Raw genomic sequence first — 7,754 nt, 5'->3', positions numbered from 1 at the left:
GTCGAAACGCGGCATTGTTCCGGCCCCAACCCGTCCCGGTCAAGGTGATCATGGCCCGGCGCATCGCCACCTCTTCGGGCGTGTCGCGCAGTTCCCATCCCAGCGAATAGCCTCCGTAGAGTACCAGCTTGCGAACCCGCTCCGGGTTGCGGACCGCATAGGCGATCGCCACGCTGCACCCTTGCGAAATTCCGAACAGATCGAAGCGCTCCAACCCAGCCGCATCCACCACGCTGGAAAGATCGTCGACGAAAGCCTCGAAGCCGATATCGCGGACATTCCAGTCGGACAGTCCGTTGCCCCGCTCGTCATAACGGAACAAGGTGCGATATTGCGCCAGATTCCGGATCCAGTGGCTCCACACCGGACTGTCGAAATCGTGTTCGAGATGGTTGAGCCAATTGGCCGTCTTCACAAGAGGAGGGCCGCTCCCGACGCTCGAATAGGCAAGGCCGGTGCCATCCCTTGCCGTGCAGAAACGCACCTGTTGATACAGCGCTTCGCTGGGCGCGACGGCAGTAGTTCCGGCTGCCGGTCCGATCGGGCCGCGCAGTCCGTTTGGAATGATGATCTCTGCCGCATCGAGCGCTCTTACTGCCGCTCCGCGTTGTTGCTCAGCCTCTTGCACGCGCCCGCTTGAACGCAGCAGGTCGATCACGGCGGTACGGGCAAGAGCGTCGTAAGGGTCAAGCTCGCACCAGCGACGCGCGAGTGCGAGGGCCTGCGTACGCTTCTCGTCCTGCTCGGCAAACCGTCCGACCAGTTCGCGCAGGATCGTCACCTGCCAGCGCCGCGTATCCTCGCGCATCGCCACGAGCCACGCCTGGAAAGCCTCACTGGCGCGGATTTCGGCGCCTTCGAGGAACTCTCCTTCCTGCGGGATACAGGCCTCCAGCAACTCGGCCTTGATCGTGCGGACATCGGCGCCGGCCAATTCGCGCAGGCGGAACCAACCCCCTTCGATATCCGAGCCATCCAACGATACGTTCTCTCCTTCCGCGATCAGCCGGACACGATGGGCATCGTCGACCAGCGGACGCAGCTTGGAGAGGCTCCAGCGCAGCGCACCCCGAGGATCGTCGGGAACCTCCCACAGCAGCGAACACAAGTGCTCGCGCCGGACCGGTCTGTTGGCGACGGCCAGATACGCCAGCAAAGCCCGCGTCTTGCGTGAAGACGGAAGCGACACCGTTTGCCCCTCGCGCCTGAGCACCAGGGGACCGACGAGATCAAGGGCAATCCGCTCCTTCATCCACCCTCCATCGGTCGCGCTGCCGATCGCCCCACCTGCGCCACCTTGCCGTGGTAAATTATCAGATGCGGCTTCAAACGCCAATTTCCACGCCGCCTTCCACGCCGGTTCCCACGCTGGGGCCCGACAAGGATCCCACCGGCCCAATCAAGGGCAGCGGGATTAGAGTGAAAGGCACATACTCATGAACAAGTCTCTCCATGCATTCGCACATAGCTTTGCCCTCGCAGTGCTCGCGGCGCTGACTTCCAGCTTCGCCGTCAGCACGGCCGTTGGCCCGATCGTGCTGGCCTGACCGCAGGCGCGGCCCATTACCGGAGGCAATCCCCATGTACCGAACGTTCTCATACGACGGTGTGCTCGCAGCGTCGCAGCGGGCAACCTGGCAGCTCGACGACGTGCTGCCGCCCGATGCCGAGCTTGACTTCAGCCGCCCGTTCCTCCCCGAAGCGCTGGCCCGAACCGCGCATTCCGGCCTCGCGTCAGGCGAGTGCCTGGTGCTCAACCAGATACGGGGGCACGAATATCTGGCCCTGTTCGGGCTGGTGGAGGAGTTCATCCTTCCCTTCGTGCTCGATCATGCCCGCCCGCTGCTGAATGGCGACGACCACCGCGTCCGCGCGCTTCTGCAGTTCGCAGGAGAGGAAGCGAAGCATATCCATCTGTTCCGGCGCTTTGCGGCAACCTTCACGCGCGGCTTTAGCGAGCACTGCCCCGTGATCGGGCCGGCCGAGGACATCGGACGCGCCGTCCTCGCGCATCGGCCGCTCTCGGTGGCTCTCGCCATCCTGCACATCGAATGGATGACGCAGGCCCACTACCTCGAATCCGTGCGTGGCGATCGCGAGATCGAAGCGCGATTCAAGAGCCTGCTGCGCCATCACTGGATGGAGGAAGCGCAGCACGCACGGATCGATGCTCTGATGGTGGAGGCCTTGGCCGAGAATCTAGCCGCTGCCGACATCGAGGCCGGCTTCTCCGGCTATCTCGATATCATTCGCTTCCTCGACGGCGGGCTTGTCGAGCAGTCGAAAATGAACATCGCCGTGCTGGAAGGGCGGGTCGGAGCACTGCCCCCTGCCGCTCGCGACGATCTCACCCGGCAACAGTATCAGGCATCGCGTTGGACCTTCCTGGGTTCGGGCATGGCCCATCCACGATTTCGCCAGACGCTTGCCAGGCTCTCGCCCGATTTCATCGATCGGTTGGACGAGATCGCGCCCGCTTACTGCTGAAAACTCAATAAATAGAAGGGAAAGTACCATGGAAAATGTCGTCAAGAATCCGATCGTCAACGGTATCGACCTCACCGCCCTGAGTGAGGTTGCCGCTGCCATTCAGGCGGACCCAGACCAGGGCTGTGTCGGTTTCTGCGTCAAGACGCGCTGGACTGGACGCACGCGCAGCGAATCCCTGATCGAAAGCTACGAAATGGCGGGCAAGCGAATTGACCGTCGGTTCAAGATCGTGGCGGACGAGCCAGAGGAACTGCTGGGAACGAACAGCGCACCTAACCCCCAGGAACTCCTGATGTCCGCGCTCAATGCCTGCATGACCGTAGGCTACGTGGCGCAGGCGGCTGTGCGTGGCATAGAGCTGGATATGCTGGAGATCGAAACCTCGGGACAATTGGACCTGCGTGGCTTCCTCGGGCTCGACGATGCGGTGCCTCCAGGCTACCGGCAACTCGACTATACCGTCCGCCTCGCTGGGAATGGCAGCACGGAGCAGTTCCGAGACATCCACGAGGCTGTCATGAAAACCTCCCCGAATTTCTTCAACCTCGCGCAACCGATTTGCATGAATGGGCGCATCGAAGTCATCGATGTTGATAGCAAGGAGGCCCTATCGTGAAAATTCTTGGCTGTGGGCCGCTCATACGCGGCACACGGCCACTCCTTCTCGGTAATCGCCGGAATCTACTGTCCACACCTGAGGATCTAATATAGGCGTTTGAATCGTAACAAAGGGTCGGGTGCGATGGGCAGGGCCTGGGGACAAAGCGGCCGCTGCAGAGGCCGATCGCCCCCCGAAATCGGCCTATCATTGATACGTCAGATTATGACTAGAACCAGGACATTTCCACGTGACATGCGTGATCCTCGCCTGAATTTCGCTATTTCGTCTGGTGGATCGCCCCCCCCCTATAGAAGAAATCATGCTTGAACTATTTAGAGCCATCCTCTCTTCTTGAGGAACTCTTCGACAGATGGTCTTTCCTTGGTCAGGTGTATTCGCAATTTCTGGCCGCTAGTGGAAATTCTGATCACCTTCGGTCGTATCGCTCCTGAACAGAGCCTGCTGTCCCAACGGGACCAATTCCTGGACAAGCCTTACAACGAAACCCACCTTGTCGAACTGATTCGTCAGCTCCTTGGTCGGGACTGACCGACCGTGAAGCAGATTTCGTGTCTGAAATTCAGTCTGTTGCTTAACACTGGGATCCTGCCAGAAGGCGTGCTACCGACAACAGGCTGATGTCGTCCTAAACGAGTATGGGCCGATTTCATGGCTACCCTGTTCCTTTAGGTGCTGCAAAAGCGCGCACTATGCCGCGTTGGCGTAGTTTTTTCCGTAACGCGGACAAGGAAGCATCAATGATTACTGGAACCGTAAAATTCTTCAACGCTGACAAAGGTTACGGCTTCATCGCTCCGGAAAGCGGAGGCGACGATGCCTTCGTCCACATTTCGGCCGTGGAACGTGCCGGGATGAGCACGCTCGAGAAAAATCAGCGGATATCGTATGAACTCGAGACGGATCGTCGCGGAAAGACCTCCGCCGTCAATCTCCAGTCGGCCTGATTTCGATCGCCGAGCATTAATTGCGAGGAAGCGTGATAAAAGGCATGCTTCTTCGCCACCACTGAACTTCAGCGAATAAGGAAAGCTTGATGGCAGGATACAAGGAGCCGGGCATAGAGGCACGGCAAAAGTCCGCGGCGGAAGCGCGAGCCAAAGCGCTGGCTAGATTGAAGGCCAAGCCGCCGATCGACCCTGCCGTTCAGGCCGAGCGCCTTGCCAAGGCGAAGGCCAGAGATGAAGCGCGAGCGGAAAAGCAGCGAGCGGCACGGCAAGCTCGCGAAGAGGCAAAGGAACTCAAGGCTAAACTCGCAGCCGCCGCCGCGCCGCCTACCGAGGCGGACCGTAAGGCAGCCCGCGATGCGCGCTATGCCGCACGCAAAGCACGCAGCAAATAATCTCCATGTCGACATCTCGTGCGCTTGCTCACGGTGCCGACCGGTGAGCGTGTCAGCGTCCGACCTTCTTCCCGAAGACGAATTGATCGACGTTGCGCATGTGCCAAACGGCGACCGCTTGCGCTTGGTCCGAAATGGCGATGATTTCCTCATTCTGCTGGATCAGCACGAGTTGATGAGCACGGATCTTCATGCCTCGGAGGAAGCCTTGGCCCGGATGACGTGCGAGCGCCTCGGTGTTCGTACCGATCCGCAGCTGCTTATCGGCGGGTATGGCATGGGCTTTACCCTGCGCGCTGCGCTTGCCGCACTCGGTGACGATGCCTGTGTAACGATCGCAGAGATCGTTCCGCAAATCATCGACTGGGCACGCGGACCAATGCATGCCTGGACCGCAGGTTGCCTTGATGATCGCCGGGTTCACCTTGTCCAGGACGATGTCGCCGTGCTGATCAGCGCGGCATATGGAGCCTACGACGCTATTCTCCTCGACGTGGACAACGGCCCGGAAGGGCTCACCCGGCGAATGAACGACTGGCTCTACTCCCCCAAGGGCCTTGCAGCGGCAATGGATGCACTGAAGCCCGAAGGAATTCTGGCGATATGGTCAGCTTCGCCTGATATGGAGTTTGCCAATCTGTTGTCACAGGCCGGCTTTGTCGTAACCGTAGTCCCTGTTGAGGCCAAGGCTGACGATATGCCGGACGCCGATGAGCTGGAATACGTCATTTTGTTCGCTCAGCGCCCCTAGCACGATGACCGTTGCAAGGATCGCTCGGCCCTCATTGTCGGTTACGCGTTCCTTCAGAAGCTATTGCCGGAATTACAAAACGTTAATCCAAGCTAATGCTCTAGACGCGCTAGCGTGCCTACAAAGGGAGTTGATAAGCCGGGTCGCAACGCCGCTAATGGGTAAACGCTGGATGCGAGAGCTTACATGGGACGACGGATAGACGATCAAGTATCGAACCTGGAGCGTGTAGTCCTCGAATTCGAGGGCGCGCAATTCGCGACACGCCACCTTCTGGCCGCTTTGCTCTCAAGGCTGGACAGCCACGAGGCGGAAGAATGTTTGCGAGAGTTACAGCGCACCGGGCGCGAGCACGGGATTGAACTCGGCGAGACGCGCCTGACCGGTTCCCTGGATGAACTTGCCGCCGTAAAAGTCGCCATTCAGAGTGGGACGAACCGGCCTGTACCGCCATTACGCGTTGTGAGCTAAACCGGATAATATCTCGCCGCGACGACATCCGATCCTGTCAAAATAGCCCCCGCGGCCTTTCAGTAGGCCGCGGGGCAAGACTGGGTCGTCTTAACGGGCGCTATGTCGGTCGAGTTGCTTGCGGCAAGCCAAACCGTGGCGCCAACCATGCGATACTACCTAAAAACTCGCGAACTCGCAGTACAATTTTTTAACGAAAGCTGTCCAATTGAGGGATTCTGAGAAATTATGAACGCAGTTGGGCTGCTCGATAGCTGCCAAACTTGTGAATGACCGATCTCGGCGTGATCTGACATCGCCGCAGATACATTGGAACTTCCTAAGCTGGTCGCGAGCTGCCGGAACCGGACGGTCTGAACCTGGAGGCCGGAATCTTTTCGCTGAGCGTCTCATAAGGGGCGAACCACTACAGGGCACGCTGGGCGGCATCATTGTCATCTGGATCCGGCGCTCTCGCCGATGCCTTCCATTTCAATTACCGGGCTCATCGCGCTGTCCGCGTGGCGCCATTGCGGGTTTGTGACCCGGGTTGTAGTTCGTGGCTGGATCGTGATCGAGACGACCGGGCTTGTGGCTGATACGGGAACCAACTTTCTCCCCCTCGAGAATATCTGCTAAGCGTCCAACATGTCTCAGGATCTCTCACCACTGGTGTCGAAAGCGCTGCAGTTCGCCTCGCACGCTCACAACAGCATTGATCACCGACGCAAGTACACAGGCGAGCCCTACATCAATCACCCCATTGAAGTGATGGAGATTGTCCGAAGCATCCCGCACACTGACGAAATGTTGACTGCGGCGCTGCTGCATGATACGATCGAGGATACCCCAACAACCCGAGAGGACATCGCGCGCGAGTTCGGAGAACCCGTCGCTGCGCTGGTTATGGAATTGACCGATCAGTGCCATGAAGGCAACCGCGCTGCACGCAAGGCTGCGGAAGCTGTACGCCTCGGCACCATCTCACCCGAAGCACAAACCGTGAAACTCGCCGATTTCATCAGCAACACGCAATCAATCGTTGTGGGCAGTCCTGGGTTCGCCAAGGTCTATCTCCGCGAAAAGCTGCAGGTCCTCGCCGTCATGACCGAAGGCAATCCCAACCTGTATCGTCAGGCCATGGCACTGATCGAGGATGCCAAGACGAGCATAGGCTTCCGTCCGTGAAGTGATCTGTTCTATTGCCAGTGCTTCGAATTTCTCAACTAGCTCAGCTTCCTACGGATTCATCGCCAAACACGGCGATCTCACCCATCTGCGGCTGAAGACCGTCTGCACCTGAGAGCGCATAATTGGCTGCTGAGCGACCGGGAAGGGTCGCGCCTGCTCCGAAGCATTTTACCTTTGGCCGTCAGGGCGACCAGAGATATGTCATGGGATTATCACAGCTTGATCCCGCCGCTCGCGAGCGGATATCATGGAACGCCGGTCGCAATGTAGGTGCGAAGCGAGCGCTCAAACTTCATCAAACATGGGCGATCCATTTCGTGCTCGATCAGCAGGGACGAGTCCGGGACAGTCCCTTTTGATCTCGCGATCGATAGCAAGCTTAGCGGGTTCGCTATGGCTGGTGACATACACGATCGGCAGGTTGGGAAGGGCCGTACTTTGAGAAGGCGCATGTTTGCAGACCTTCAGTTAGGGGTAGCTGCGCACCAGCGCCCGCCGCAAAATCTTGTCCTCCAGCGAATAATAAAGCCAAATGGCGTCTCCAACCGTCAGGCAAGAGGCCGCAAAGGCGATGTCCGTTGCATCTCGGCTCTTCGCAGGGGGCGGCATAATGAGCGGTTCGAGCCCGCGACCGGTCACCCTGCTGAAATCGGGAGCAAAGCTGATCCAGCCGATCCGCCACCGGGCATCCATCGTTGCGCCATTGTAGAACATCACCGGGTCGCGCCCGCTCTGCTGGACAATCGGCCCGGTCGAGAGATGCCAGTTGTCCCAACTGTCTTCGCGGATGGGAAAGGGGTCGTCGGCAACGGTCCACGGCCCCTCTACGGAAGGCCCCACCGCCATACCGACCCGCGAGGCATTGTCTTTCGCATATTCATAGAACAGCCTGAAGAGACCATCCGCACCCT

General features: G+C 59.1%; 7 protein-coding genes and 2 pseudogenes. 7 read left to right on the top strand and 2 right to left on the bottom strand.

Annotated features, from left to right (window positions below; genetic code table 11):
- Window positions 1-1,252, bottom strand: a 1,252-nt coding sequence (locus V7066_RS19855) for an alpha/beta fold hydrolase (protein ID WP_334184710.1), incomplete at its 3' end; no start/stop codon positions are given.
- Window positions 1,253-1,581: 329 nt separating this feature from the next.
- Between V7066_RS19855 and V7066_RS19850 the strand changes: the two genes are divergently transcribed.
- From V7066_RS19850 to V7066_RS28815, 7 genes and pseudogenes are all read left to right on the top strand, one after another.
- On the top strand, window positions 1,582-2,487 hold the full coding sequence (locus V7066_RS19850) for a hypothetical protein (protein ID WP_334184709.1): 906 nt from the start codon (window positions 1,582-1,584) through the stop codon (window positions 2,485-2,487).
- A 28-nt stretch (window positions 2,488-2,515) separates the two neighbouring features.
- Window positions 2,516-3,106 (top strand): OsmC family protein, encoded by a 591-nt coding sequence (locus tag V7066_RS19845; RefSeq protein ID WP_334184708.1) that lies wholly within the window; start codon window positions 2,516-2,518, stop codon window positions 3,104-3,106.
- Window positions 3,107-3,849: 743 nt separating this feature from the next.
- On the top strand, window positions 3,850-4,056 hold the full coding sequence (locus V7066_RS19840; protein WP_334184707.1) for a cold-shock protein: 207 nt from the start codon (window positions 3,850-3,852) through the stop codon (window positions 4,054-4,056).
- Window positions 4,057-4,145: 89 nt separating this feature from the next.
- Window positions 4,146-4,451 carry a DUF6481 family protein gene (locus tag V7066_RS19835; RefSeq protein WP_334184706.1) on the top strand — a complete coding sequence of 102 codons (306 nt, stop codon included), beginning with the start codon at window positions 4,146-4,148 and terminating at the stop codon, window positions 4,449-4,451.
- A gap of 43 nt (window positions 4,452-4,494) precedes the next feature.
- Window positions 4,495-5,202: a spermidine synthase gene (locus V7066_RS19830; RefSeq protein ID WP_334184705.1), complete on the top strand. Its 708-nt coding sequence runs from the start codon at window positions 4,495-4,497 to the stop codon at window positions 5,200-5,202.
- 1,098 nt (window positions 5,203-6,300) lie between these two features.
- Complete coding sequence (locus V7066_RS19825) at window positions 6,301-6,840, top strand: HD domain-containing protein (RefSeq protein WP_334184704.1); 540 nt, start codon at window positions 6,301-6,303, stop codon at window positions 6,838-6,840.
- Window positions 6,841-7,046: 206 nt separating this feature from the next.
- A pseudogene (locus V7066_RS28815) lies at window positions 7,047-7,230 on the top strand (tyrosine-type recombinase/integrase); the annotation flags it as partial.
- Window positions 7,231-7,311: 81 nt separating this feature from the next.
- Here V7066_RS28815 and V7066_RS19820 read toward each other — a convergent pair.
- A pseudogene (locus V7066_RS19820) lies at window positions 7,312-7,754 on the bottom strand (glycosidase); the annotation flags it as partial.

The sequence above is a fragment of the Novosphingobium sp. genome, from assembly GCF_036820275.1.
Taxonomy (GTDB): Bacteria; Pseudomonadota; Alphaproteobacteria; order Sphingomonadales; family Sphingomonadaceae; genus Novosphingobium.
This window is presented reverse-complemented; position numbering and strand designations above follow the sequence as displayed.

Bases quoted from the DNA above. Each gene is read 5' to 3' on its own strand.
- V7066_RS19850 (WP_334184709.1), top strand. From the start codon at position 1,582: ATGTACCGAACGTTCTCATACGACGGTGTGCTCGCAGCGTCGCAGCGG.
- V7066_RS19845 (WP_334184708.1), top strand. From the start codon at position 2,516: ATGGAAAATGTCGTCAAGAATCCGATCGTCAACGGTATCGACCTCACC.
- V7066_RS19840 (WP_334184707.1), top strand. From the start codon at position 3,850: ATGATTACTGGAACCGTAAAATTCTTCAACGCTGACAAAGGTTACGGC.
- V7066_RS19835 (WP_334184706.1), top strand. From the start codon at position 4,146: ATGGCAGGATACAAGGAGCCGGGCATAGAGGCACGGCAAAAGTCCGCG.
- V7066_RS19825 (WP_334184704.1), top strand. From the start codon at position 6,301: ATGTCTCAGGATCTCTCACCACTGGTGTCGAAAGCGCTGCAGTTCGCC.